The 24,461-nt window shown below is 74.3% G+C and carries 19 protein-coding genes; 9 read left to right on the top strand and 10 right to left on the bottom strand.

All coding sequences use genetic code 11. From position 1 onward, the window contains the following. The first annotated feature begins 69 nt into the window (after window positions 1-69). Together NR073_RS00980 and NR073_RS00985 are read left to right on the top strand one after the other, a co-directional pair. On the top strand, window positions 70-564 hold the full coding sequence (locus NR073_RS00980; protein WP_041104945.1) for a hypothetical protein: 495 nt from the start codon (window positions 70-72) through the stop codon (window positions 562-564). Then, window positions 561-1,058, top strand: a complete 498-nt coding sequence (locus tag NR073_RS00985) for an HIT family protein (protein ID WP_036318075.1) — start codon at window positions 561-563, stop codon at window positions 1,056-1,058. Before NR073_RS00980 ends, NR073_RS00985 begins: the two co-directional genes overlap by 4 nt. 43 nt (window positions 1,059-1,101) lie before the next feature. On the opposite strand, the gene NR073_RS00990 is transcribed toward NR073_RS00985, so the two are convergent. The 6 genes from NR073_RS00990 to NR073_RS01015 form a co-directional block, all read right to left on the bottom strand. Beyond that, entirely contained in the window at window positions 1,102-2,166 is a 1,065-nt protein-coding gene (locus NR073_RS00990; protein WP_101967400.1) for a polyprenyl synthetase family protein, read from the bottom strand. Further along, window positions 2,163-3,563 (bottom strand): geranylgeranyl reductase family protein, encoded by a 1,401-nt coding sequence (locus tag NR073_RS00995; protein ID WP_101967399.1) that lies wholly within the window; start codon window positions 3,561-3,563, stop codon window positions 2,163-2,165. Before NR073_RS00995 ends, NR073_RS00990 begins: the two co-directional genes overlap by 4 nt. Further along, the gene (menD, locus tag NR073_RS01000; protein ID WP_041104939.1) at window positions 3,560-5,497 is read right to left on the bottom strand and encodes a 2-succinyl-5-enolpyruvyl-6-hydroxy-3-cyclohexene-1-carboxylic-acid synthase; all 1,938 of its coding nucleotides are present in this window, start codon (window positions 5,495-5,497) and stop codon (window positions 3,560-3,562) included. Before menD ends, NR073_RS00995 begins: the two co-directional genes overlap by 4 nt. 116 nt (window positions 5,498-5,613) lie before the next feature. Further along, the gene (locus tag NR073_RS01005; RefSeq protein WP_170721456.1) at window positions 5,614-7,770 is read right to left on the bottom strand and encodes a PhoX family phosphatase; all 2,157 of its coding nucleotides are present in this window, start codon (window positions 7,768-7,770) and stop codon (window positions 5,614-5,616) included. A 227-nt stretch (window positions 7,771-7,997) separates the two neighbouring features. Beyond that, on the bottom strand, window positions 7,998-9,071 hold the full coding sequence (locus NR073_RS01010) for an o-succinylbenzoate synthase (protein ID WP_044658910.1): 1,074 nt from the start codon (window positions 9,069-9,071) through the stop codon (window positions 7,998-8,000). Window positions 9,072-9,150: 79 nt separating this feature from the next. Further along, complete coding sequence (locus NR073_RS01015; RefSeq protein WP_044658909.1) at window positions 9,151-9,837, bottom strand: hypothetical protein; 687 nt, start codon at window positions 9,835-9,837, stop codon at window positions 9,151-9,153. Between the two features lie 110 nt (window positions 9,838-9,947). Between NR073_RS01015 and NR073_RS01020 the strand changes: the two genes are divergently transcribed. After that, window positions 9,948-10,808 carry a phosphatase PAP2 family protein gene (locus NR073_RS01020; protein ID WP_256748544.1) on the top strand — a complete coding sequence of 287 codons (861 nt, stop codon included), beginning with the start codon at window positions 9,948-9,950 and terminating at the stop codon, window positions 10,806-10,808. Between the two features lie 130 nt (window positions 10,809-10,938). Here NR073_RS01020 and NR073_RS01025 read toward each other — a convergent pair whose 3' ends face one another. From NR073_RS01025 to NR073_RS01035, 3 genes are read right to left on the bottom strand one after another with little or no spacing between them, the layout of a single operon-like run. Then, window positions 10,939-12,411: a dihydrolipoamide acetyltransferase family protein gene (locus NR073_RS01025; protein WP_134377262.1), complete on the bottom strand. Its 1,473-nt coding sequence runs from the start codon at window positions 12,409-12,411 to the stop codon at window positions 10,939-10,941. Beyond that, window positions 12,408-13,457 (bottom strand): alpha-ketoacid dehydrogenase subunit beta, encoded by a 1,050-nt coding sequence (locus NR073_RS01030; protein ID WP_060775670.1) that lies wholly within the window; start codon window positions 13,455-13,457, stop codon window positions 12,408-12,410. The genes NR073_RS01025 and NR073_RS01030 overlap by 4 nt, the downstream gene beginning before the upstream one ends. A 2-nt stretch (window positions 13,458-13,459) precedes the next feature. Further along, window positions 13,460-14,662, bottom strand: a complete 1,203-nt coding sequence (locus NR073_RS01035) for a thiamine pyrophosphate-dependent enzyme (RefSeq protein ID WP_036382945.1) — start codon at window positions 14,660-14,662, stop codon at window positions 13,460-13,462. A 187-nt stretch (window positions 14,663-14,849) separates the two neighbouring features. Here NR073_RS01035 and NR073_RS01040 point away from each other — a divergent pair, with 187 nt between their 5' ends. Beyond that, window positions 14,850-15,332 carry an Lrp/AsnC family transcriptional regulator gene (locus NR073_RS01040; protein WP_134377261.1) on the top strand — a complete coding sequence of 161 codons (483 nt, stop codon included), beginning with the start codon at window positions 14,850-14,852 and terminating at the stop codon, window positions 15,330-15,332. A gap of 21 nt (window positions 15,333-15,353) precedes the next feature. Here the strand turns inward: NR073_RS01040 and NR073_RS01045 are convergent, their stop codons facing one another. Then, entirely contained in the window at window positions 15,354-16,550 is a 1,197-nt protein-coding gene (locus NR073_RS01045; RefSeq protein ID WP_252411575.1) for an MFS transporter, read from the bottom strand. A gap of 168 nt (window positions 16,551-16,718) precedes the next feature. Here NR073_RS01045 and NR073_RS01050 point away from each other — a divergent pair, with 168 nt between their 5' ends. The 5 genes from NR073_RS01050 (at window position 16,719) to NR073_RS01070 (ending at window position 24,418) form a co-directional block, all read left to right on the top strand. Then, complete coding sequence (locus tag NR073_RS01050; RefSeq protein ID WP_134377260.1) at window positions 16,719-18,209, top strand: NCS2 family permease; 1,491 nt, start codon at window positions 16,719-16,721, stop codon at window positions 18,207-18,209. Window positions 18,210-18,311: 102 nt separating this feature from the next. After that, entirely contained in the window at window positions 18,312-20,558 is a 2,247-nt protein-coding gene (locus NR073_RS01055; RefSeq protein ID WP_101967442.1) for a S9 family peptidase, read from the top strand. 255 nt (window positions 20,559-20,813) lie between these two features. Beyond that, window positions 20,814-21,434 carry a hypothetical protein gene (locus NR073_RS01060; protein WP_134377259.1) on the top strand — a complete coding sequence of 207 codons (621 nt, stop codon included), beginning with the start codon at window positions 20,814-20,816 and terminating at the stop codon, window positions 21,432-21,434. Between the two features lie 409 nt (window positions 21,435-21,843). After that, window positions 21,844-22,821, top strand: a complete 978-nt coding sequence (locus tag NR073_RS01065) for a 1,4-dihydroxy-2-naphthoyl-CoA synthase (protein ID WP_049159047.1) — start codon at window positions 21,844-21,846, stop codon at window positions 22,819-22,821. Window positions 22,822-22,852: 31 nt separating this feature from the next. Continuing rightward, entirely contained in the window at window positions 22,853-24,418 is a 1,566-nt protein-coding gene (locus NR073_RS01070) for an aspartate:alanine exchanger family transporter (protein WP_060973683.1), read from the top strand. Window positions 24,419-24,461 lie beyond the last annotated feature (43 nt).

Consider the following 24,461-nt stretch of genomic DNA (forward strand, 5'->3'; position numbering starts at 1 on the left):
CCACTCGTCTCATCTCAGCCGGCGCCTCGTGGCAAGAACCTCATGACCCACAACACCTAGACTGGCGGCATGCCCGCCAAGCCCCCCGCCCCCGTGTACCTCCCGGCCTTCCAGCGGCTCGTCCCGGACCTGCTGGGCGACGCCTGGGCCGAGGACGACGGCCTCGCCCCCGCCGACGTCGACGCCCGGCTGGCCCAGTCCCCCGCGGCGGAGCAGCTCGGCGCCGGGCTCATGATCCCGGCTGCTCTCCGCGAGTTCTACCTCGCCCTGGGCAACTGCGGCGACCTCATGGAGACGGACCACTACGTGTGGGACCCCGAGGACCTCGAGGTGCGGGACGGCTTCCTCATGTTCCTGGAGGATGCGGACGAGACGGTCGTGTGGGGCCTGCCGGTGGACAACCTGGCGTTGCCGGACCCGCTGGTGTGGCGGCGCTCCGCCGGTGCCGACGCGCCCGAGGGCGAGTGGCAGGACGAGGGCGGCACCTTCAGCGAGTTCCTGACGGACCTGCTCGCGTGGACCTTCGAGGACCCCGAGGACGACGACGAGGGGCCGGACCGGTGACCGCGCCCGCCCCGGTCTCCCACGCCCCGGACGGCTACGTCTGCCCGTTCTGCGGGCTCGCAGCCGGCGACGTCTCCGACCCGGGCAACCGTTGCGAGCTCGGGGACACCGTCTACCAGGACGAGGACCTGCTCGTGCTCATCGCCGTGGACGGGTTCGGCGAGCACGAGGGACACGCCATGGTCTGCCCGGCCGAGCACTACGAGAACCTCTACGACCTGCCCCCGCGCGTGCTGCAGCGCATCGCCCTGATGGCCCAGCAGGTGGCGCTGGCCATGAAGCGTGCGTGGGCCCCGGAGGGAATCTCCACGCGCCAGCACAACGAGCCCGCCGGCAACCAGCACGTGTGGCACTACCACCTGCACGTCTTCCCGCGCTTCGAGGGGGACCTGCTCTACCGGCAGCTGCGCCACCCGGTGGCCCCGGAGGTCCGCGCCCTCAAGGCCCGGGAGCTCGCGGCCGCGCTGGACCCCGCCCCGACCCGCCTGGACTGAGCGGCCGCCCCGGATCACGGCGGTGACGCCGCGGACCGCGGCGTCAGGCCGAGCGCCCCACCACGTAGTCGGCGAACGCCTCGAGCGCCGTCTTCACGGCGGAGTCCGGCAACGGGGCGAGCGCCTGCTTGGCCTGCTCCGCCCAGCCGCGGGTGATCGCCCACGCCTCGTCGATGGCGGGGTGGCCCGTGAGCGCGGCGACGGCGGCGGCCAGCTGCTCGTCGGTGTCGAGCGGCCCGTCCACGAGCGCGCGCACCCGGCGGGCGTCCTCCGCCTCCGGCCCCTCCCCCTGCGCCGCCCGGGCCAGCAGCAGCGTGGTCAGGGTGGGCACGCGCTCGCGCAGGTCCGTGCCGGGGACCTTGCCGATCCGCTCGGCGTCGCCGGTGAGGTCGATCAGGTCGTCGGCGAGCTGGAAGGCCAGGCCCACCTTCTCGCCGTAGGCGCGCATCACCTGGACGGCGGCCTCGTCGGCCCCGCCCAGCAGCGCGCCGAGCATGCCCGCCGCGGCGATCAGCGAGCCGGTCTTGCCGGAGAGCACCGCGTAGTAGTGCTCGATCGGATCCGCGCCCTCGGCCGGGCCGCGAGTCTCCCACAGCTGGCCCTGCACGAGGCGTTCGAAGGTGTCCGCCTGGATCTGCACGGGCCGCGGGCCGAGCTCGGCCATGAGCTGGGAGGCGCGGGCGAAGATCAGGTCGCCGGCCAGGATCGCCGCCGAGTTTCCCCACAGTCGGTGGGCGGCGGGGGCGCCGCGGCGCACGGGGGCCTCGTCCATCACGTCGTCGTGGTACAGCGTGGCCAGGTGCGTCAGCTCCATCACGACGGCGGCCTGGCGGGCGGGCGCGTCCACGTCGGCGACCTCGCCGGAGGCCAGGGCGGGGTCGCCCAGGAGGGAGGCGAGCACCGTCAGGACCGGACGGACCCGCTTGCCGCCGGCGGCCAGCAGGTGGTGGGCGGCGGTGTCGGAGAAGAGGTCGTCGAAGCCGAGGGCGCTGTCCAGCTGCTCCTCGACCTGCTCGAGCGCGGTCAGCACGACCTCCAGGACACGGCCATGCTCGGCGAGGGGTTCGAAGCCGGAGGGCAGGGCGAAGCCGGGGTCTGCGGTGGTCACCGGGCAAGCCTACCCAACGGCGCGCCGCCCGCGGTCGTCAGCGCGGGGGTGAGCGCCTCGAGCACGCGGACGGCCCGGTCGACGGCGTCGCCGCCCCGCGCGTCCACCGTGTTGCCCATGACCTTCACCGCGGCCCGCAGCAGCGGGGGTGCGGCCATCCCGGCGCCCAGCGCCGCCTTCATCACGCGCGGATCGCCGATCAGGCGGGCGAACCGGGCGCCGAGGGCGAAGTGGCGGCCCCACAGGTGCTGGGTGATCACCGGGTAACGGGACAGGATCGCGTCCGCGGCGCCGTCGGTCCCGGCCGCGTGCGCCTGCACCGCCAGCTCCGCGGCGAGGCGGGCCGCCTCCATCGCGAACCCGATGCCCTCGCCGTTGAACGGGGACACCATGCCGGCCGCGTCGCCCACCAGGAGCATGCCCGGCACGTGCTGCGGGGTGCGGTTGAACGCCATCGGCAGGGCCGCGCCGAGGATCCGCGAGGTGCACGTCTGCTCGGCGATCCCCCAGTCCGCGGTGAGCGCCTCGGTCCAGGACTTCAGCAGCCCGCGGTAGTCCAGCTTCCCGAACTGCGGGGAGGTGTCCAGGATGCCCAGGCCCACGTTCACGGTGCCGTCCGCGAGCGGGAACAGCCAGCCGTAGCCGGGCAGCGGGTTGCCCTCGGCATCCGGCAGGCGCAGCCAGGACTCCATCCACTCCCCCCGGTCGCCGGGCGGGGCGGGGATCGCCCCGTCGACGGCGGCGCCGGCGGTGTAGTAGGCCCGCACGGCCACGCCCATGGGCCGGTCCTCGCGGCGGTGCAGGCCCGCGGAGACGGCGGCGCGGGCGGAGACGCCGTCGCACGCGAGCACGATCGGTGCGGTGAAGCGGGCGGTCTCCCCGGTCTTGCGGCCGTTCGGCGCGATCAGCTCCGCGTCCAGCCCGACCACGCGTCCGGCCTCGTCCCGCACGACGCCGGTGACGGCGTGCCGCTCGCGGACCTCGGCGCCGCGGGTGCGCGCCAGGTCCGCCAGGAGGGCGTCGAAATCGCGTCGGGTGCGCGTGAGCGCGTAGTCCGGCCACGTCTGGGTGGGCGCCCACGGCACGTCCACGCTGCGCTCGCCCGCGCGCAGCCGCAGGCCGCGGATGACGCGCCAGCCGCCGTCGTCGCCGGGCTCACCCCGGTGGGGCACGCCGAGCAGCTGCAGCTCCCGGACCGCCTGCGGGGTCAGGCCGTCGCCGCAGACCTTCTCACGCGGGTGCGCGGTCTTCTCGAGCACCACCACGTCCAGCCCCGCCGCGGCGAGGTGGGCGGCGGCGGTGGCGCCGGCGGGGCCGCAGCCGGAGATCAGCACGTCGGCACGGCGCACGACGGCGGGGGTCGAGGCGGGCGCGGGCGACGTCGGCGTGCCGGTCACTGGGGGGCCTCCTCGGCGGCGAGCTCGGCGGTGGGCGGGGCGGGGGCCGGGCCGGCGTCCGGCGCGGGGTCCGGGACGGGGCACGCGGGCGGGAACGTGGCGCGCACCGCCGCGGCCAGGGCGGCGGCGACGCGCGGGCGGTCGGCGCGGTCGCAGCGGACCTCGAGCAGACGCCGGCCGCGCACCGGGTCGGACAGGGCCCGGACGAGGTCGACGCGGTCGGTGACCCGCGTGTGCGGGAGGCCGTACGCGGCGGCCAGGGCGGCCAGGTCCACGCCGTGCGGGGTGCCGAAGAGCCGTTCGACGGGGTCCGCCATGCCGGGCGCCTCGGCCACGGCCCCGTGTTCGAGGCTCGCGAAGATCGCCCCGCCGTCGTCGTTGACGACCACGAGGTCGAGGTCCGGCTCGGTCTCGGTGGGGCCCACGAGCAGGCCGCCCGCCTCGTGCAGGGCGGTGAGGTCGCCGAGCAGGGCCACGGTCCGCCGTCCGCGCGCCAGTGCGACGCCCGCGGCCGTGGAGACGGTCCCGTCGATCCCGGCGAGCCCGCGGTTGGCGTACACCTCCGCGTCCGGCGCCGAGGGGGGCCGCCAGGTCAGGTCCACGTCCCGGATCACCGAGGACGAGCCCAGCACGAGCGGACCCCGGACCATGGCGGCGCTCACGTGCGCCACCGTCTGCGGGCTGAGCCGGTCGCCGGCGTCGGTGGTGACGAGCGCGTCCTCCACGGCGGCCTGGGCGCGCATCGAGGCGTGCTGCCACGCGGCGAGCCAGCCGGGCTCGCCCTGCCCGGCGAAGGCGGCGAGCTCCTCGAGGGTCTCCACGGGCGTCTCCCGGCGCCGGCCCGGCTCGAACCATGGTGCGGGCTCGGGGGCGTGCAGGGCCGTGGCGACGTCGGGGCGGGCCAGCAGGGCGTTGACCGTCCGGGTGAGCGTGGGCCGGCCGAACAGCACGACCCGTTCGATGCGGGCGGCAAGGGGGTGTGCGTCCGCGTCGCGCCCGCCGGCCGCGCCCAGCAGGAGCGGATAGGCGGCGATGGCGTTGGCGGAGAACCGCGCGTTCGACGACGGCTCGGCCAGCAGGGGCAGGCCCAGGGACAGCGCGAAGGCCGCGGCCACGGGGCCGGCGCCGTGGCAGGCCAGCACGACGGTGCGCCGCTGGTCCAGGCGGGCGACGTCCAGCTCGGGCAGCCCCGAGAGCACCGCCCCGGGCGCCCGGTAGGCCGACGCGGCGGCGGCCGGGCTCGCGCCGGTCGGGGCGACGGCCGGAGCAGGGGTGTGCGGCGCCGCGGCGGCGCCCATGGCGGCCGCCTCCTCAGGACTCGGCACGAGCGGGTCGCGGAAGTGCAGGTTCAGGTGGACCGGCCCGGCCGGGGCCTCTGCCATCGTCACCGGACCGGGCGCGCCGTCGTCGGAACCGGCCTCGGCGACGACCCCCTCGGCCGCCAGCAGGGCCCGGCGCACGGTGGCCCGCACGTGGCGCAGATGCTGCTCGGCATCCACGCCGTCGGCGGCGTCGCAGCCGAGGGAGGCGGCATGGCGGACGTGCGTGCCGAACACGCCCCTCTGGTCCGTGGTCTGGTTCGCGCCGGTGCCGTGCAGCTCGGGCGGACGATCCGCGGTCAGCGCGATCACGCGCGTGCCGGCGTGGATGGACTCCATCAGGGCGGGCAGCAGGTTCCCGACGGCGGTGCCCGAGGTGGTCAGCACGCCCACCGGGCGCCCCGAGGCCAGCGAGAGCCCGTGGGCGAGGAAGCCGGCCGAGCGCTCGTCCACCCGCACGTGCAGGCGGACCTCGCCGGCGCGCTCGAGGGCCGCGAGCGCGTAGGCCAGCGGGGCGGAGCGGGAGCCGGGGCAGACCACCGCGTCCCGCATGCCGGCGTCGATCAGGGCGGTGGCGACGGCGCGTGCCACGGAGAGGGAGTCGACGGAGGTCATGGTGGCCACCAGTCTAGGCCCGGGCGCGGACGGGCCCCGGACGCGGCGAGGCCGCCACGGTGACGCGGTGGCGCCGGCCGTGACGGCCTCGTCGAGGGTCCTCGCGGAGGCGGGGGTCAGCCCTTCGGGCCCTTGCCGTTGCCGTTGCCCTTGCCGTTGCCCTTGCCGTTGCCGTTGCCGTTGCCCTTGCCCTTGTTGCCCTTCTCCTTGCCGGCGCCCTTGCCGATGCCGTTGTTCCCGGTGGCGTTGAACACCTGGACGACGCACGGACGCGGGGCCGCGACCTTGTCGCCCACCTGGACCGGGCCGGTCGGGCTCAGGAAGTCCGGGAAGGAGGAGGTGTGCGCGCCCCAGGTGCCGTCCTCGCCCGGGTGCTGGACGTTGACGAACACGGAGTTGTCGCGGTCGTGGATCACGGGGCCGCAGGTCTCGGCGTCGCGGGGGACGGCGAGGAACTGCTGGACGCGGCCGCGCTCGGCGCCGTCGAGGGTGACCTTGTGCAGCGCGTCGGCGTAGCCGATGGTGCCGGGCTGGCCGTCGGTGGAGATCCAGAGGTTGCCCTCGGAGTCGAACGCCAGGTTGTCCGGGCAGGAGATCGGGGAGACCTTCTCCTTCGGGTAGCCGGCGAAGTAGGCCGAGGAGGAGACCGCCGGGTCGCCGGCGAGCAGCAGGATGACCCAGGTGAAGGTGGTGGAGGTGTGATCCCCGCCCCGCTCGGTGATCTCGATGACGTGGCCGTCGCGGTTGCCGATGACCGGGTTGGCCTCGTCCACGGCGGTGCGCTTGGTGTTGTTGGTCAGGGCCGCGTAGACCTTGCCGGTGACCGGGTTGGTCTCGACGTCCTCCGGGCGGTCCATCTTGGTGGCGCCCATCTTGTCTGCCGCGAGGCGGGTGTAGACGAGGACCTCGGCCAGGGACATGCCCGGGACGAAGGACGTCTTCTCGTCGGCCAGGGCGATCCACTCGCCGGAGCCGTCGAAGGCGCCGTCCGAGGGCAGGGTGCCCCTGCCGTCGATCTGGGCGGCCGGGGAGTCGCCGGAGAACTTGGCCACGTAGAGGGTGCCCTTGTCCATCAGGCGCATGTTGTGCTTCTTGTCGCCCTCGCGGACCTTCTCGGCGGAGACGAACTTGTACAGGTAGTCGTGGCGCTCGTCGTCGCCGGAGTAGACCACGGCGTGGCCGGACGGGGAGATCACGGCGGTGCCGGCCTCGTGCTTGAAGCGGCCCAGGAGGGTGTGCTTCACGGGCGTGGAGGTCGGGTCCTCGGGGTCGATCTCGACGACCCAGCCGAAGCGGTTGGCCTCGTTCTCGTAGCCGGGCTTGGTCAGGTCGAAGCGGTCGTGGACCTTCTCCCAGCCGCGGCTGGTGGCGGCGGCGGAGATGCCGTAGCGCTTCTCCTCGGCCGTGCCGCGGCCCTTGAAGTACTGGTTGAAGTTCTCCTCGCCGGAGAGCACGGTGCCCCACGGGGTGGTGCCGCCGGCGCAGTTGTTCAGGGTGCCCAGCACGCGGGTGCCGGTCGGGTCCTCGACGGTCTTGAGCAGCGCGTGGCCGGCGGCCGGGCCGCGGACCTCGAACTCGGTGGTGCCGGTGATGCGGCGGTTGCGGCGGCCGCCGCGGACGTACTCCCACGGGGCGCCGCGCTTGGCGCGCTTGAGGTCCACGATGGACAGGCCGTGGGCCTGGAGGCCGACGTTGACGACGTCCTCGAAGTTCGAGGCGATGTACTCCGGGGAGAACATGATGTTCTCGTTGGTGTACTCGTGGTTGGAGACGAGGTAGCCGGAGCGGTCGTTGCCGCCGTCGGTGATGATGTTCAGGTAGTCGTTGTTGTAGCCGAACTGGGCGGCCTGCGACGCACCGGTCTGGTGCTCGATGTCGAACTCCGGGGAGTCGGCGAACAGCGGGTCGCCCCAGCGGATCACGGTGCCCCAGTCGTAGCCCTCCGGCACGGTCATGGTGTCCACGGTGCGGCTCACCGGCGCGATGGGCTCGAAGGGGAGCTTGCCGCCGCCGGTCGGGCGCCGGCCGTTGTCCGCGAGCGCCTCGGGGGCCTGGGCCACCTGGGAGCCGATGACGACGGCGGCGGCGAGACCGGTGCCGCCGACCAGGGCGGAGCGGCGCGAGATGGCGGTCTCCGCGATCTGCTGGAAGGTCGGGTTCGCCGAGGTGTTGGGCACCGGGTGGGCGCACGCGTTGCCGCACTTGAGCTCGCACGTGACGGCGGAGCGGTTGCCACGGGTGTGGCCGGCCATGGGGAGGAGGCGCTTCAGCATGACGGGGTCCTTCGCGTCGTGGGGATGGTCCGGGGTCCGGTGCCGGGCCGGAGACGACCCCGGGGTGAGACCGGCCGGGGCCGCCATCACCTTGGCCCCTCGCTCCGAGCGGCGAGCCACGCCCAGGTGGCCGCGAGTTGAACTCTTCCCGGCCGCCGGATTTCGCCCCGTCGACATGCTGTAATCCGGCTCACATGCCCCGCGTCGACGGGGACCGGGCGGGCTCGTCAGCCCTGCGCGGCCAGCACCGCGTGGGCCGCGCGCAGGCGGTCGGCCCACCACGCCTGCCGCGTCCCGTCCGCCCGGATGCGGTCGAGCAGCTCCGGGTCGGGGGCGGGTGCCCGCTCCCCCGGTGCCGGGAGGGCCCCCGCGCGCGGGCGCCAGGCCGGGGCGACGACGTCGTGCTCGAAGAGGGCCGCGGTGCCGAGCCCGCACGCGTGCGGCAGGGACGGCAGGCAGGCGGCGAGCGCGGCGCCGCCGGCGATGCCCACGGAGGTGTCCAGCGCGGAGGAGACCACCGCGGGCAGCCCCGCGGCCGCCACGATCGCCGCGGCGCGGCGCACGCCCCCGAGCGGCTGGACCTTCACCACGATCAGGTCCGCGGCCCCGGCGGCCGCGACGGCGAGCGGGTCCTCGGCCTTGCGGACCGCCTCGTCCGCGGCGATCGGGGTGGCCACGCCCCGAGCGCGCAGCTCCGCGCGGACCTCCGCGAGGTCGGTGATGCCGGGCACGGGCTGCTCGGCGTACTCGAGGCCGACGTCGGCCAGCTCGGTGAGCACGTCCACGGCCTCGGCGGGCGTCCAGCCGGCGTTGGCGTCGACGCGGACCTGCGCGTGGGGCAGCAGCGCGCGCACCCGCCGCACGCGGGCCAGGTCGGCCCCGCGGCCGCCGGGGACGAGACCGCCCTCGGGTCCGTGCTCGGCCACCTTGACCTTGACCGCGGTGATGCCGTCGCCGTAGCGGGCCAGGACGGCCTCGACGTCGTCCGCGTCCACCGCGGGCACGGTGGCGTTGACGGGGACCGTCTCGCGGACCGGGGCGGGCCAGCCCTGCCAGCCGGTCTCGATCGCGGCGGCCAGCCACGCGGCGCACTCGTGCGGACCGTACTCCGGGAACGGGGAGAACTCGGCCCAGCCCGCCGGGCCGCGCAGCAGCAGGGCGTGGCGGAGGTCCGTGCCGCGGAACCGCACGCGCATCGGCACGGCGACCGCGACGGCGTCGGCCAGCAGCTCCTCGACGCTCGGCAGGGCGGGACCGCCCGGCGCGCCGGGCAGCGGGGGCAGGGCGGGGGCGGTGCTCATGCGGCCAGTGTAGAAAGGGCGCTCGGCTCCCGTTCCGACGGGCGCCGCGGGGTGGGACTGTCTGTGTCGGCGCCGACGCTCAGACGGCGCGGAGGTAGCCGAGGGCACGGGCCAGGTCCACGGCGCGGTCGTGGGCGCCGAGCGCCCCCTCCAGGCCGGCGACGACGGCGGCCGTCACCTCCTCGGTGAGGTGCCAGTCGGCGGTGAACGGGTCGTCGAAGCGCGCCCACGCCGTGCCCACGGCCGCGAGCGCGCGGGTCATCTCCGTGAGGTCCCCGAAGACCGGTCGCGGCTCGTCCAGGCGGTCCTCCCAGCCCTCGTCTCCCGGGGCCATGAGCACCTGGCCGGTGGAGGCCGCGTGGATGAACGGGTCGGCGCCCTGCTTGGCCACCACCGTCCAGTCCTCGTTCCAGTCCACCAGCAGCGCACCGGTGCGGTGGTTCCACCGGTAGCCGGCCTGCTCGTCCCACAGGCGGTCCAGTGGGAAGAACATCACGGGCAGGCCGAGGGTGTCGATCTCCAGCCACTCCGGCCCCACGTAGCGGTAGAAGTCGGCCAGGTCCGGGGCGAGGGGCTCCTCGGCGGCCCACTCGATGGGCTCCTGCCGGCTCAGCCGGCCGAACGGGGCCAGGGCGTCCCGGGCGGCCAGCAGGTCCTCGGCCGAGAGACGGGGCCGGGCGCCCGGCTCGGCACCCGGGCCGGGGGCCGAGCCGGTGGAGTCGCGGAGGGCCGGGCGATGTCCGTGGGCGGGGGGCACGCGGGTCATGGCCCCAGGCTAGGCAGGCGGCTCAGAGGCGCGGAGGACGGGGCGGCGACGGGGGCGTGACCGTCCGATGAAGCCTGCATGACGGCTGCGCGTCCGACACAATGGAACCCATGCCCCCCACCGCCCGCGCCCCCCGCCGCCTCCCCTCGTGGACGTGGTGGCTGGCGCTGGCCGCGTGCGTGGCCGGCGTCGTGCTGGTCTACGCCGCCCTGGTGTGGTCCTCCGCCGGCCAGGTGCTCGAGTACCAGGTGTTCCGCGCCGTCGAGGAGCGCTACGGGGACACCGTGCCGGACGTGGCCTCCCAGGTGGTGCGGATCCTGCCGCTCGGACTGGCGGTCGGCATGGCGCTGGCCTCGCTCGGCGCGCTCGCCGTGGCCCGGTGGCGGCGGCGGGGGCTGCTCGCCCTCCTCGTGCTGGCCGGGTCCAACCTCACCACGCAGCTGCTCAAGGCGGCGCTTCCGCGGCCCGAGCACGCCGACGGGGTCCCGTGGTCCGGCGGCAACTCACTGCCCTCGGGCCACATGACGCTCGCGACGGGCGCCGCGGTGGCCGCGCTGCTGCTCGTGCCCGCCCGGTGGCGACCGCTCACCACCGTCCTCGGCGCCGTGGTCAGCGCCTGCACCGGCGCCGTCGCCTACACGGAGGCCTGGCACCGGCCGTCGGACATGGCCGCCGCAGCGCTCGTGTCCGCCGCCTGGGGGCTGCTCGCCGTGCCGTTCGTCCGGTACGACGGCGCACCCCGGCCCGCACCGCGCGGCGCCCGCGGCGTGGAGGCCACGCTCTGGTCCCTGGGCGTCGCGGGCCTGGCGGTCGGGCTGACGCTGCTGGCCCTCACCCTCGACACCCCCGCGACCAGCGGCGCCGGCCCCCACCCGGCGGCCGAGCCGGCCGGGATCCTGCTCAGCGCCTCCCCCGCGGTCCTGCTGTGGGGTGCGCTCGGCACGGCCTTCCGCCGCGGCCGCGCCGACTGACCGCCCCTCCCCGCACGCTCGCCGCACCCCCACCAGACGACGAGCCCTGCGATGTGGCGGCCATCCGCGAGGAATGGCCGCCACATCGCAGGGCTCGTCAGGGGCCGGGGGCGGGCCGGGATCGTCCGGATCAGATCCGGGCGAGGGCCGCCGTCGGATCGTGGAGGCAGTCCGCCACGAACGTGAGGAACGCGCTCGCGGTGGCGCCGTCGGTGACGCGGTGGTCGAAGGTCACGGTCATCTCGGTGACCTTGCGGACCACGATCTCCCCGTCCACGACCCACGGGCGGTCGATGATCCGGCCGATGCCGAGCATCCCGACCTCGGGCACGTTGATGATCGGCGTGGCGCCGTCCGTGCCCAGCGGGCCGTAGTTGTTCAGCGTGAACGTGCCGCGGGTGAGCTCGGCCGGGGCGGCCCTGCCCGCGCGGGCACGGCTGACGGTGTCGTTGATCGCGGCGGTGAGCTCGTCCGCGGACAGCTTCTCCGCGTGCTCGACGGAGGGCACCATGAGGCCGCGGTCGGTCTGCACGGCCAGGCCGAGGTGGACGCCGTCGACCTCCACGATCTCGTCCTTGCCGTCCGCCCCGGCCTCGATGCGCGCGTTCATCACCGGGTACCGGCGCAGGCCGGCCAGGGTGAAGCGGGCGATCAGGCCGAGCAGCGAGGGCGCGTTCTCCGGGTCCTTCGCCTTGAGCGCGACCCGCAGCTCGAGCAGGGCGGTGACGTCCACGTCCAGCCACGCCGTGACCTCCGGGACCTCGCGGCGCGAGCGGGAGAGCTGGTCCGCGATCACCTTGCGCACCCCCGAGATCGGGGTGCGGGCGACGACGGCCAGGCCGGTCCGCCCGTCCACGGCGCCCGCCTGCGCGGCGGCCGCGGCCGACGGGGCCGGGGTCGGGGCGGTCTGCGGGGTGGAGCCCTCGGCCGCGGCGAGCACGTCGGCGCGGGTGATCAGGCCGTCCGGGCCCGTGCCGGTCAGCGCGGCCACGTCCACGCCCTTCTCGCGGGCGAGCTTGCGGACGATCGGGGAGGTCACGCGCGGGGCGCCGGCCTCGGCCGTGGGGGCCGGTGTCGGGCGGGCGGCGCCGCGGCCGCGCTTGGACGGACGGCTGCGGGAGGTGGCCCTGTGGCCGGAGGTGCCGTAGCCGATGAGCACGGCGCCGGAGGCCTCGTCGTCGGAGCCGGCGACGTCGCCGTCGCCGCCGCGGGCCTTGTCCGGCTTCGGCTGGACCCCGGCCATCTCCTCCTCGCGGTAGCTCAGCGCGCCGGGGCGGGCGGCCTCGGCCGCGGCCGCACCGGTCGAAGGCGGGACGGCCTGGGCATCGGTGCCGGCGACGGGCGCGGAGCCCTCACCGGACTCGCCGGCCTCGCCGACGGTGATCAGCGGGCTGCCGACGTCCATCGTCTCGCCCTCGGCGCCGTGCAGGGTCAGCACGGTGCCGGCGTACGGGCTCGGCACCTCGACGAGGGCCTTGGCGGTCTCGACCTCGACCATGGGCTGGTCGACGGCCACGGTGTCGCCCTCGGCGACGAGCCAGCGGACGATGTCGGCCTCGGTCAGGCCTTCGCCCAGGTCGGGCAGCAGGAAGGTGTTGCTCATGCGCGGGCCTCCTCGGCGTCCAGGTCCCAGTTCAGGTCGTCGATCGCGTCCAGGATGCGGTCGATGTTCGGCAGGTGGTGCTCCTCGAGCTTCGGCGCGGGGAACGGGATGTCGAAGCCGGTCACGCGGCCCACGGGCGCCGCCAGCGAGTGGAAGCAGCGCTGCTGGATCCGGGCCACCAGCTCGGAGGCCACGGACGCGAAGCCCTGCGGCTCGGCGACGACGACGGCGCGGCCGGTCTTGGCGACCGAGGCGGTCATCGTGTCCTCGTCCAGCGGGTTCACGGTGCGCAGGTCCACGACCTCCACCGAGAGCCCCTCCTCCGCGGCCGCGTGGGCGGCGGCGAGGCAGGTGGGCACGGAGGGGCCGTAGGAGACGAGGGTGACGTCCGTGCCCTCGCGGACGACGGCGGCGCGCGCCCAGGCCTCGCCGTGCTCCTTCTTGTCCTCGACGCGGGCCCAGCCCTCCTCGAACTCGGCGCGCAGCTGGTCGAGGTCGAGCTCGGCCTTGGTCCAGTACATCTTCTTGGGCTCCATGAAGACCACCGGGTCGTCCAGGCGGATGGCCGAGCGCAGCATCATGTACGCGTCCTTCACCGAGGCCGGGGTGTACACCTTCAGGCCCGGGGTGTGCGCGTAGTAGGACTCGGAGGAGTCGCAGTGGTGCTCCACGCCGCCGATGCCGCCGCCGTAGGGGATGCGGAGGGTGATCGGCATGGGCGTGGCGCCCTTGGTGCGGTTGCGCATCTTGGCCACGTGCGAGGCGATCTGCTCGAAGGCCGGGTACGCGAACGCGTCGAACTGCATCTCGATCACGGGGCGGGCGCCGCCGAGGGCCATGCCCACGGCCATGCCCGCGATGCCGGACTCGGCCAGCGGGGTGTCGAAGCAGCGCTCCTCGCCGAAGCGCGCGGTCAGCCCGTCCGTGATGCGGAAGACGCCGCCGAGGGTGCCGACGTCCTCGCCGAACACCACCACCATGTCGTCGGCGGCCATCTCGTCGGCCAGCGCCGCGTTGAGCGCGGCGGCGAAGGTCAGGGTCGCCATGCTCAGGCCTCCTGGTTCTCGGAACGGGACAGCTCCTCGGCCAGCTGCGCGCGCTGGGCGGCGAGCTGCGGGGTCTGCACGGAGTAGACGTGGTCGAACAGCTCGAGCGGATCGAGCTCCGTCTCGGCGTTCATGGCGTCGCGCAGCTGCTGCGCGACGTCCTCCGCGTCGCGGGCGATCTGGGCCGAGACCTCCTCGGTGAGGGCGCCGGTGGACTCGAGGTAGGCGGTCATGCGGCGCAGCGGGTCGCGCGCCTCCCACTCCTTCACCTCGGCGTCGTCGCGGTAGCGCGAGGGGTCGTCCGTGTTGGTGTGCGCCTGCATGCGGTAGGTGTCCGCCTCCACGAGGAAGGGGCCCTGTCCCTGCCGGCACAGCTCCACGGCGCGGCCCAGCACGGCCAGCAGGGCGCCGAGGTCGTTGCCGTCCACGCGCTCGCCGGCCAGGCCGTAGCCCACGGCCTTGTGGGCCAGGGACGGGGCGGCCGACTGCTTGGCGAACGGCACGGAGATGGCGAACTTGTTGTTCTGCACGAAGAAGATCACCGGCAGCTTGAACACGGCCGCGAAGTTCAGCGCCTCGTGGAAGTCGCCCTCGGAGGTGCCGCCGTCGCCGACCATGGCCAGGCACACGACCTCCTCGCCGCGCAGGCGGGCGGCCTTGGCCATCCCGACGGCGTGCAGCATCTGGGTGGTCAGGGGCGTGGACTGGATGGAGACGTGGTGCTTCTGGGGGTCGTAGCCCTGATGCCAGGTGCCCTGGTAGGCCACCATCACCTCGAGCGGCGGGACGCCGCGGGCGATCACGGCCACGGTGTCGCGGTAGGTCGGGAACAGCCAGTCGTGCTCGCCCAGGCAGACGGCGGCGGCGACCTCGGAGGCCTCCTGGCCGTGCGAGGACGGATAGACGGCCATGCGGCCCTGGCGCACCAGGGCGTAGGCCTGGTCGTTGACGCGGCGGCCGATGACGAGGTGGCGGTAGGCGGCCAGCAGCTCCTCGTCGGAGGGCAGGGGATACTCGTGGCCGGGCTCGGTGCCCTGCTCCTCCGGGGCCAGCAGCGTGCCGTCCTCGCCGATCAGCTGGATGCGGCGGGCGGCGGGGAGCAGGTACTCCTCGAGGGAGATGCCGAAGGCGGCGCCGGCGTTCGGGCGGGTCTCGGCCTCGTCGGTCCGGGCGGCCCCGGGCACGGCGGGGGTGGGGTCACTCATGGCGGGTCCTCTCGATCTGTGGCCTTCAGTGTGCCCAAGAGGGTCAATGTGTCGCTCGCCCGCCCGGGATCACGAGACAATCGAATGCAAACCAGGCACTCCATCAGACGAACTGCTATGGTGACTCGTGCCACGTAGACGGTCCGCCGCCGCGTGGCCGACCCGTCCGCCCGCCCCAGGAGGAGCCATGGCCGCCGAGCCGCTGGACCGCGTGGACCGCGTGGACCGCGCGATCGTCCGCGAACTGACGCAGGACGGGCGGATGTCCGTCGCGGCCCTGGCCGAGCGCGTGCACATCTCCCGCGCGCACTGCTACTCGCGCCTGAACCGCCTGCAGGACGCGGGCGTGATCACAGGCTTCACCGTGCGGGTCGACCCCGTCAAGGTCGGCTTCGGGGCCTCCGCCCACGTGACCATGAAGCTGCGTCAGCACGACTGGCGAGAGCTGCGCGCCACGCTCCTGGCCATCCCCGAGGTCTCCCACGTCTCCCTCGTGGGCGGGAACATGGACGTGATCCTGCTGGTCCGCGCGCGGGACACCGCCGACCTGCGCCGTGTGATCTTCGACGAACTGCAGACCCTGCCGAGCGTCGTCGACACGCAGACGTACATGGTCTTCGACGACCAGGCCTCCGGGCAGACCATCCCCCCGGACGAGACCGCCGACTGAGCCGACGGTCCGGCGCCCCGGTCAGCGGGGGCGCACGACGACGGGCGGCGGGTCCGCCACGGCCCCCGGCCCGCGCGGCAGCACCGCGGCGAACACGACCGCTCCGACACCGCAGACGACCGCGAGGGAGCCGACGCCGACGGCCAGCCCGGCCGCGGCGGTCGCCCCGGAGAGCAGCAGCGGCCCGGCCAGCATCCCCGCGTCGGACATCGAGCGCCACAGGCCGAGGAACGGGGCGCGCGCGTTCGGCGGCGAGTGGTCCGCCCCGAGGGTCATCACGATCCCCGCGCCGAAGCCGTTGCCGATGCCCAGCAGCACCGCCGCCGCCGCGAACGCCGTCGGCTCCCGGGTGAGGCTGATCGCCAGGAACCCCGCCCCCAGCAGGGTCAGGCACGGCACCGCCACAGCGCGCCGGCCGAAGCGGTCCATGAGCCGACCCGAGGGGTAGAAGAGCAGCAGGTCCGCCGCGCCGGCCAGGCCGAAGACGAGCGACGCCGTCGCCGCGTCCAGGCCCAGGTGCGTGGCCCACAGCGGGATGACGGCGTTGCGCGCCGCGCGGGCGGCGGAGACGGCCACGACACCGAAGCCGGCCGTGAGCAACGCCCCGCGCCGGGCGCGCGCCACGTCCAGCAGCCGGGGTCGACCGGCCGGGCCGGGCTCCTCCCCCGCCGCCGGATCGGACGCCGGCACCGGCAGATCCCGGATCCGCAGGCACAGCAGGGCGCCGACGGCCATGGCCGCGGCGGCCGCGGCGAACGCGCCGTCCAGCCCGAGCGGGGCCTGCGCGGCGGCACCCAGGAACGGGCCCAGGAACGTCCCGATCCGCACGGTCCCGCCGAGCGTGGACATCGCGCGGGCCCGGTGCGTGGCCGGCACCGCCACCGCCAGGTACGCCTGGCGGGCCAGGTTGAACCCGGCCCCGGCCATGCCCACGGCGAGCACCGCGGCCAGGAACAGCGCCAACCGCCCCGGTTCGGCCACCCCCGCCGCCGACGGCCCGGAGGACACCCCGGCCGTCGTCGCCCAGGCCAGACCCGCGCCGACCGTGCCGAGCCCGGCGGAGACGACCATGGTGACCCGCTCCCCCGCCCGGGCCGCGAGCGCCGAGGCCGGCCCGTTGGCCACGAGCGAGCCGAGCCCCACCAGCAGCACGACGGCAGCCGCCCGCGCCGCGTCCAGGCCGAGGGCCAGCGCCGCCACCGCGAGCGCGGGTGTCATGGCGCCCAGGCCGACGGCGTAGACGGTGGAGGGGGGCGTAGATCTGCACGGCGTCGCGCAGCGCCTCCCGGGTGCGGGCGGCGGAGGCGGAGCGGGGACGCATGCCCGCGAGCGTAGCGGGACGGCACGCGCGCGATCGTCGTGGGACCGGGTCACTACGCTGGTGCCATGGCCTCCCGCACCGCCTCTCCACCGCCCTCGCCCGCCCCGTCGCCCGCCGCTCCCCGCGGCGCCCTGGACCGGTATTTCCGCATCACCGAGCGCGGCTCGTCGGTGGGCCAGGAGTTCCGCGGCGGCCTCGCCACGTTCCTGGCGATGAGCTACATCGTGGTGCTGAACCCGCTGATCCTGTCCGGGCCCGACTCGGCCGGGAACACCCTGGGCATCCCCGCCGTGGCCGCCGTGACTGCGCTCGTGGCGGGCGTCATGACCATCGTCATGGGCGTGTGGGCGCGGCACCCGTTCGCGGTGGCCGCGGGCCTGGGCGTCTCCGCGTTCGTCTCCATCACCATCGCCACGACGCCGGGACTCACCTGGCCCCAGCTGATGGGCCTCGTCACCCTCGCCGGTCTCGTGATGCTGGTGCTCGTGGTGACCGGCTTCCGCCGCGCCGTGTTCGACGCGGTCCCGGAGGCGCTGAAGTCCGGCATCGTGGTGGGCATCGGCCTGTTCATCGCACTGATCGGCCTCGTCAACGCCGGGTTCGTGCGGCGGCTGCCGGACGCCGCCGACACCACGGTCCCGGTGGGCCTGGGCACGGGCGGCGAGCTCGAGGGCTGGCCCGTGCTGGTCTTCGTCGTCGGGCTGCTGCTGACCGCGGTCCTCGTGATCCGCAAGGTGCGCGGCGCCATCCTGATCGGCATCGTCGCGGCGACGATCCTCGCCAACGTGCTGGAGGCCGTGTTCCACATCGGCCCCTCCGTGGACGCCGACGGGAACGCCGTGCCCACCGGCTGGTCCCTGATCGCCCCCTCCCTGCCCGAGTGGACCGCCCCGGACCTGCACCTGCTCGGCAGCGTGGACCTGTTCGGCGCCTTCACCTCCGTGGGCGGGCTGATGGCCTCCCTGCTCGTGTTCGCGATCCTGCTCTCCGTGTTCTTCGACGCGATGGGCGTCTCCGTGGGCCTGGCCCGCGAGGCCGGCACCGTGAACCCGGACGGCTCCATCCCCGACCTGAACCGGGTGCTCGCCGCGGACGCGCTCGCGGTCGCCGTGGGCGGCGGCGCCTCCGGCTCGGCCCACCAGATCTTCGTGGAGTCCGGCACCGGCATCGGCGAGGGCGCCCGGACCGGCCTGGCCTCCGTGTTCACCGGCCTGTTCTTCCTCGCGGCCGTGTTCCTCTCCCCGCTCATCCACCTGGTGCCGTTCGAGGCCGTGGCCCCCGCGCTCGTGGTGGTCGGGTTCATGATGTGCCAGCACGTGGTGCAGATCGACTGGTCCGACCCGGGCGCGGCCTTCCCGGCGTTCCTCACGTTCATCCTCATGCCGTTCACCTACTCGATCGTCAACGGCATCGGCGCCGGCGTGGTGGCCTACGCGGTGATCCGCACGGGCCAGGGCCGCGGCCGCGAGGTGCACCCGCTGCTGTGGTTCGTGGCGCTCGCGTTCGTCGCGTACTTCGGGCTCGGCGTGGTCCGGGCGGCGCTCGGCCTGAACTGACCCGCCACCCCCGACGGCGGCGCACCGGGCCGGTGCGCCGCCGTCGTCGTGTGCGGCGCGGGGTGTCGGCCCCGCCCCGCGCGGCGTGATGGGATGGGCCGCATGCCCCAGACCACTACGCACGCCCCCGTCCCGCCGTCCGTTGCCGCCGAGCCCGTGACCCGCCGCCACCACGGCCACACGTTCCAGGACGACTTCGAGTGGCTGCGCGGCAAGGCGGAGCCCCGCGTGCTCGAGCACCTGGCCGCCGAGAACGCGTACACCGAGGCCGTGACCGCGGACCAGGCGCCGCTGCGCGAGGCGATCGTCGGCGAGATCAAGGCCCGCACGGTGGAGACGGACCGCTCCGTGCCCGCCCGCCGGGACGGCTGGTGGTACTTCGTGCGCACCCGCGAGGGCGCCGAGTACCCGATCCACTGCCGCGTGCCCGCACGCGACACCGGCGACCTCGAGGCCGACTGGACCCCGCCCGTCATCACCCCGGACGCCGCCCTGCCGGGCGAGCAGGTGATCCTGGACGGCAACGCCGAGGCCGAGGGCCACCCGTTCTTCGCGCTCGGCGGCCTGCACATCAGCCCGGACGCCACCCGGGTGGCCTACGCCGTGGACCACACCGGCGACGAGCGCTTCACCCTGCGCGTGCGCGAGATCGCCACGGGCGAGGACCTGCCGGACGCGGTCGAGAACGTGGCCCACGGCGTCCGCTTCGACCGCTCGGGCACCCGCGTGTTCTACACCGTCTGGGACGACTCGTGGCGGCCGTACCAGGTCAGGGCCCACGTGCTCGGCACCGACCCGGCCGAGGACGTGCTCCTGCACGAGGAGGCCGACCCGGGCATGTGGACCGGCTTCGAGGGCGTGGCCGACCGCACCCAGCTGCTGATCGGCGTCGGCAACTCGGAGGTCTCCGAGACCCTCGTGGTCGACCTGCCGGAGGACCCCGCCGCGCCCCTGCCGGCCCCGCGCGTGCTGATCCCCCGCGCGTGGCGGATGCTCGCCGACGTCGAGCCCGTCACGGACGCCGACGGCGTCCGCCGGCTGCTCGTGGTCCACGACCGCGCCCTGGACGACGACGGCGCCCCCGTCGCCGCGCCCAACGGGATGCTCTCGGTGGTCGCCGAGGCGGACGTCGCCGACCGCGGCGCCTGGCGCACGGTCGTCCCGCACCGCGAGGACGTGAAGGTCGACGGCGTCATGGTCACCCTGACCCACGCCGCCCTGGCCGTGCGCCGGGAGACGACCCCGCGCGTCGTCGTCGCCGAGCTGGACGCGGTGCTGGCCGGGCGGGCCGCGCACTGGCGCGAGCCCGCGTTCGACGAGGAGCTCTACGCGTGCCATCTGTCCGCGACGGCGGCCGAGTCCCCGTTCCTGCGGCTGGCCTACACGTCCTGGATCACGCCCGCGCGCGTGCTGGACGTCTCGGCGGCGACCGGCGAGGTGCACCTGCGCCGCGAGACCGAGGTGCCCGGCTACGACCCGGCCGACTACGTGGCCGAGCGCGTGTGGGCGCCGGCGTCCGAGCCGTCGTCGGTGACCGGGGAGGACGTGCGGATCCCCGTCACCGTGATCCGGCGCCGCGACGTGGCCGCGGACGGGACGGCCCCGTGCGTGGTGTACGGCTACGGCTCCTACGAGATGTCCATGGACCCCGTGCTGGGTGTGGCCCGGCTGTCCCTGCTGGACCGGGGCGTGGTGTTCGCGGTCGCGCACGTGCGCGGCGGCGGCGAACTGGGCCGGCGCTGGTACGAGGACGGCAAGAAGCTGGCCAAGCGGCATTCCTTCACGGACTTCGTGGACGCCACCCGGCACCTCGTGGACCTCGGCTGGGCGGACCCGGCGCGCGTGGCCTGCATGGGCGGCTCGGCCGGCGGCCTGCTCATGGGCGCGGTGCTGAACCTCGCGCCGGAGCTGTACCGGGCGTGCCTGGCGGTGGTGCCGTTCGTGGACGCGCTCACCACCATCCTCGACCCGGAGCTGCCGCTGTCCGCGCTCGAGTGGGAGGAGTGGGGCAACCCGATCGAGGACGCGGCCGTGTACGAGGCCATTCGTGCCTACACCCCGTATGAGAACGTGCGGGCGGTGGACTACCCGGCCATCGCCGCGGTGACCTCACTGAACGACACCCGCGTGCACTACGTCGAGCCGGCGAAGTGGGTGGCCCAGCTGCGGCGGACGGTGACGAGCGACCAGACCACGCCCCTGGCCGAGGGCGGCGCCCCGATCCTGCTGCGCACCGAGATGGACGGCGGCCACGGCGGCGCGTCCGGCCGGTACCAGGGCTGGGAGGACACCGCGTGGGAGTACGCGTTCCTGCTGACGGCACTGGGGGCCACGGAGCGGGTGGACTGACCGGCCCGCCCGGCGATCCGGCCCCTCTCTCCGGGGAGCTGCAACCCTCACCGATTATCGAGGATGCCAGCGATACCCCTATGCTTTGAAGCACCGTGAATCGAACGCTGCGCTGACGCTGGGCAACCTGCCCGCCGGGCGGCTCCCCTACCATCGGAGAAACCCATGTCCTTCACGGACCCTCAGTCACCCGCCTCGCCCCCTTCCCTGTCCCGCCGTACCGTGGCCCACGGACTGGCCTGGACTGTTCCGGCCGTGGCAGCCGCCGCCGCAGCCCCGGCTTTCGCCGTCTCATGCGCGAACCCGGCCGCGTTCACGGGCAGGTTCACCCAGGCCAACGTTTATGGGACGCCCCCGTCCACCTACACGTGGTCAGCCGCAGGCCGCACTCCCATCACCCTGTCCCTGAACACCGTCGCCGACAGCGGCAAGTCTCTGACGCCCAACAACCTCACCTCGGCCGGCGGCATCAACCAGGGCTACAACGGACTCGGAGACCTGAGGGCGGACGGTCTGCTGCTCCAGCAGTCCGGCTCTGGCGGGCAGAGACTCACGATCACGTTCAGCCGCCCCGTGACCAACCTCCAGTTCACGATTGCCGACGTCGACTGGCTGGACAAGGGGTACCGTGACGCCATCGTGCTCGACCCCGAACCCACCAGCGTGACCAACGGCCCCCCCCTGCAGGGCAACGGGACGACCGGATCGCCCGTGAGGGCCGTGTCAGCCGGTGAGGTCAGGTCCGACACCGAGGCGAACCGGTCCGTGGTCACCTACGCCGGCCCGATCAACTCCTTCACTCTGTACTTCGCGTCCACCGATGGAACGACGGCCCAGCAGATCTTCCTCACCGGCCTGACCTTTTTTGCCTGCTGAGGTCGTCCGATTCAGGGAGGAGACCCCAGCCGCCCTCGCGCCTCTGGTACACAAGCTGGCCGATTGCCTGTTGCCACACGAGCACTTGGCCGGCTTCGCGCACCCGGGCGCTTAGTCAATTTCCCCTCGAGCCCCGATTCTATTTGGGAACTGGGAATTTCCCAGAACACTTTCATTCGGGAAACGGGTGCTTTAAAGGGCAGGTTGAAGTGGTGGATGCGACAGGATTTGATGGAATAATCTGGAAAAGCATGCTGCGTTTCTCTCCTGAGTTCGCCCAGACGTTTTGAGCGAGGAGCCCACGGCGGCGCCCGCCCGCGTCCGGGCACCGTCGCCGGCCCCCGTCCCCCACGGTGACACACATCACCTCGAGCGGTGGGGGTCCGGGGGGACACCTAGACTCGATGCCATGACCCCGCACAGCCCCGAGCACCCGGACCGCGACCGGCTTCCGGACAAGGTCTCCGACATCTTCGACCCCACGCGCTGGCGCGTGGTCGAGGGCTTCGACTTCGAGGACCTGACCTACCACCGCCAGGTGGAGCGCGACGCCGACGGCCGCTGGGTGCGCGACCTGCCCACGGTGCGCATCGCCTTCGACCGCCCCGAGGTCCGCAACGCGTTCCGCCCCGGCACCGTGGACGAGCTCTACCGCGCCCTCGACCACGCCCGCATGACCCCGGACGTCGGCACGGTGCTGCTCACCGGCAACGGCCCCTCCCCCAAGGACGGCGGCCACGCGTTCTGCTCCGGCGGGGACCAGCGCATCCGCGGCCGCGACGGCTACCGCTACGCCGAGGGGGAGACGGCCGAGACCATCGACCCGGCCCGCGCTGGACGCCTCCACATCCTCGAGGTCCAGCGCCTGATGCGCACCTCGCCCAAGGCGATCATCGCCGTCGTGAACGGCTGGGCGGCAGGCGGCGGCCACTCGCTCCACGTGGTCGCGGACCTGACCCTGGCCTCCCGCGAGCACGGGAAGTTCAAGCAGACGGACGCCACCGTGGGCTCCTTCGACGCCGGCTACGGCTCGGCCCTGCTCGCCCGGCAGGTGGGCCAGAAGCGCGCCCGGGAGATCTTCTTCACGGCGCGCGAGTACTCGGCCGAGGAGATGGTGGCCATGGGCGCGGTGAACGAGGCCGTGGACCACGAGCGCCTCGAGGAGGTCGCCCTCGAGTACGCCGCGGACATCAACCGTCAGTCCCCGCAGGCCCTGCGCATGCTCAAGTTCGCGTTCAACCTTCCCGACGACGGCATGGCCGGCCAGCAGGTCTTCGCCGGCGAGGCCACGCGCATGGCCTACATGACGGACGAGGCCGTGGAGGGCCGGGACGCGTTCCTGCAGAAGCGCGACCCGGACTGGTCCGCCTTCCCGTACCACTTCTGACCGACCACCACGGCAGGACGGAGACCCGCCCATGCTCGCACTGCTCAACGACCAGCCCATCCTCGTCCTCATGGCCACGGTCGCCCTGGGCGCCGCCGTCGGCACCATCCCCCTGGGCAAGATCCGCCTCGGCGCTTCGGGAGCACTGTTCGTGGGCCTGCTCGTCGGGGCGGTGCTGCCCGACGTCGGCGACCGGCTGGCCCTGTTCCAGAGCTTCGGCCTGGCCCTGTTCGCCTACCTGATCGGGCTCGGCGCCGGCAAGGTGTTCTTCCGGGACCTGCGCCGCAACCTGCCCCTGATGCTGGCCGCCGTCGTCGTGGTGATCCTCACCGCCTTCACGGTGCACCCCCTGGCCGCGCTGCTGCACATGGACCTGCCGACGGCGATCGGCGTGTGGACGGGCTCGCTCACCGCGACGCCGGCGATGGCGCTGGCGAACCAGCTCACCGGCGGGCAGGCCCCGGCCGTGGGCTACGGGCTGTCCTACCTGGTGGGCGTGGTCGGCACCATCATCGCGATCACCCTGCTCGCCGCCCGCCCGTGGAACAGCTCCCCGCGCGATCCGGCGCCGGTGACCGACGGCAAGCTGCGCTTCACCGCCGCGGCCGCCACCTCCGCCCTCGCCGTGCGGGAGATCCCCGGGATCTCCGACGGGCTGGTGCGCGTGGTGGCGCTGCGCCACGGCGGCGTGGCCCGGATCGCCGGCTCCGCCGACCGGATCGAACCCGGGGACGAGGTCGTCCTGGACGGCACGGAGAAGAACATCGACGCGGCCGTGCAGGCCTTCGGCCGCCGCACCGACGCCGACCCGGCGCAGGTGATGAACCCGCTGCAGACCTCCATGGTCATCGTCACGGCCCGCCCCCTGGCCGATCGCCGCCTGGGCACGCTGTCCCTGCGCGAGCGCTTCGGCACCGACGTCGCCCGGCTGCGGCGCGACGACGTCGAGTCGCTGGCCACCCCGCAGACCGAGCTCAAGGTCGGCGACCGGGTGCTCATCGTGACCACCGCGCCGCGGATGGAGGCGGTGCGCGACTTCTTCGGCAACTCGACCCGGGGGCTCTCGAACCTGGACTGGATCTCCCTGGGCACGGGCATGGCGCTGGGCTACCTGCTGGGCATGGTGACGATCCCGCTTCCGGGCGGGGCCTCCTTCTCCCTCGGCCCGGCGGCCGGGTGCATCCTCGTCGGCCTCGCCCTCGGTGCGATCGGCCGAACGGGACCCACGGTGTGGGAGCCGTCCACGGAGATCGCGCTGACGCTGCGGCAGTTCGGCCTCATGCTCTTCCTGGGCGTGGTGGGCCTGGCCGCCGGCCCGGCGTTCATCGAGACGGTGTTCACCCGGGTCGGCGGGCTGGCCATCCTGATGTCCGCCGTGCTCACCGCGCTGACCGCCGCCCTGCTCATCGCCGCGGCACGGCTGCTGGGGCAGTCCGTGGATCGCACGTTCGGGGCGCTGGCGGGCATCACGGGCCAGCCGGCGATCCTGGACTACGCGCTCTCCCGGTCCACCGACGCCCGCGTGACCGAGGGGTACGCCCAGCTGTTCGCGCTGATCATGGTGGTCAAGATCGCCACCGTGCCGTTCCTGCTCTGACCGGCCGGGCGGATCAGGCCCACCGGGCGGGTCCGTCCGACCG

It is taken from the genome of Micrococcus sp. Mcc28 (genome assembly GCF_024519775.1).
Lineage (GTDB): Bacteria > Actinomycetota > Actinomycetes > Actinomycetales > Micrococcaceae > Micrococcus > Micrococcus luteus.